Source organism: Erysipelatoclostridium sp. An173 (assembly GCF_002160495.1).
Classification (GTDB): domain Bacteria; phylum Bacillota_I; class Bacilli_A; order Erysipelotrichales; family Coprobacillaceae; genus Thomasclavelia; species Thomasclavelia merdavium.
The window spans coordinates 1-2326 of the sequence record NZ_NFKR01000083.1 but is presented as its reverse complement, the minus strand read 5'-3'; the positions used below and the strand labels follow the sequence as shown (position 1 = coordinate 2326).

Here is a 2326-nt window from a genome sequence, read left to right as displayed (position 1 = left end):
TAGTGGCCCATTACACATATCAATCTCATATTTTTTCACGATTTCCCCTTCTTTCTAAAAGTATTATACAGAGTATTTCTTTAGAAGTGATGACTTTTCTAATTCTGAACGGGTTTTCGACACTTATGACACAAAACACTTATAACTAAAATGCAAAAACACTTCATTTAATCAGAGTTTTTTGCATTTTTATTTTGTCAAATTTTATGAGATTTAATGTTGTACGGTGTTGTATTATGTGTTATAATGGTTATGGAGGTGCTGTCCCATGAAACTTAACTATGATAAAAAATCTAAAAATCCTACTTATTTTATCCAGCAGGGTATTCGTAATGGTAAAAAAACAACTACCAGAAACGTTAAGGTCATTGGTAAACATAACGATCTTCTCAAAATTACCGATGATCCTCTTCAATATGCTAAGGATATGGTCAAAGCTTATAATGACGATATCAAAAATAATAAAATCAAAATCAATATCTCTATAGATTTTGATAAGCAGCTGTCCTCTTCAGATAAGATTTCAAAATCGCTTAATATCAATATAGGCTATCTTTATCTTCAAAAAATTTATCATGATCTGAAAATCAGGGATTTCTTTGATGATATTGTTTCCCGTACAAAGATTACTTATGATGTCAACGAAATTAATCGTTTTGTAACTTTTGACAGGATTCTTGAGCCTCGTTCTAAACTGGGAACCTTCAAGCATCTTGATTCATATTTTGAAGCACCTGATATCCAGTATCATAATATCCTGAAACATCACTCTCTTTTGGCTGAAAATTTTGATGATTATATCGGTCATCTTTTTACAAACAGCAATAATATCGTCAAGCGCGATACATCTGTCTGTTATTTTGACTGTACCAATTACTACTTTGAAATCGAAGAGCCTGATGAGGATGATTATGATGATGTTACTGGTGAACTCATTTCCTTAGGACTGAGAAAATACGGCATATCCAAGCAGCATCAACCTGCTCCGCTTGTGCAGATGGGACTTTTTATGGATGGTGCGGGTATTCCTATATCAATGTGCATCAATCCAGGCAATCAGAATGAACAGGTATGTGCTACAGCTACTGAAGAAAAAATGCTCAGGACATTTACCAATAAGAAACTTATCTATTGTGCTGATGCTGGTCTAGGTTCATTGGACATACGGAAATTCAATTCATTTGGCAATCGTGCCTTCATAGTAACGCAATCGATAAAAAAATTATCTGATACTTTGAAAGAAGCAGTATTCAATGACTTCGAGTATAAATTATTGTCAAACAACAAGGTTATAAGCATAGAGGAAATGAAAAGTTTTGATAAAAAAGACAAAAACAACCTCAACTTATACAACGATCATGCCTACAAGGTCATACCAGCTGATAAGCTCGTTGACCTGGGACTTGAAGAAATATATACAACAAAAACCGGAAAAACGAGAAAAAGAAAGGCAAAAGGGACCTTGAATCAATATGTCATCATTACATTTTCAAGAAAAATGATGGAATATCAAAGAAAAATAAGAAATAAGCAGATAGAAAGAGCCAAAAAGCTGATCAGGAACGATAGAGTAGAAGATCTAAAAAAGAATCAAAACGATCCAAAAAGATTCATCATGAAGGCAGAAAACAAGAAAGACACCTACATTATCAACGAAGAGCTGATAAAAGAAGAAGAAAAATATGATGGCTATTATGCAATAGCTACAAATCTTGATGCAATCAAAGACGCAAAAGAAATATTCGAGATCAATTCACAGCGATATAAAATAGAAGACTGTTTCAGGGTATTGAAAACATATTTTAAAGCAAGACCAGTCAATCATAGAAGAGAAGACAGAATCATAGGACATTTCATGGTATGTTATACAGCATTATTGATATATAGGTTACTGGAAGTAAAATTAAAACAGCATAACTATCACTTTACGACAGGAGAAATAATAGAAAATCTAAAGAATATGAATGTAGTGAATAATCATGATATCTATTATCAATCAACATATAGTGGAAGCGAACTGTGCAATGCCTTAAATGAAGTATTTGGATTGGAGCTAAACAAGGAATATTATCAACCAAAAGTCCTACGAAAAAAAATTAAAAAAATTTTATAGCAAACATTCCCATACAACATTTTTTTAAACAAGAAAAAAGGCGAAAAAACCTTATATAACAAGGGTTTCCGCCTTTTTATTCTTCAACAAGTGTCGAAAACGGGATTATAATTTGCTTTAATAGTGGCCCATTACACATATCAATCTCATATTTTTTCACGATTTCCCCTTCTTTCTAAAAGTATTATACAGAGTATTTCTTTAGAAGTGATG

1 protein-coding gene is annotated in these 2326 nt (G+C 32.3%); it reads left to right on the top strand.

Annotation, left to right across the window (positions count from 1 at the left end; translation table 11 throughout):
• The first annotated feature begins 268 nt into the window (after positions 1-268).
• Positions 269-2113, top strand: a complete 1845-nt coding sequence (locus tag B5F09_RS14405) for an IS1634 family transposase (RefSeq protein WP_087375014.1) — start codon at positions 269-271, stop codon at positions 2111-2113.
• Positions 2114-2326 lie beyond the last annotated feature (213 nt).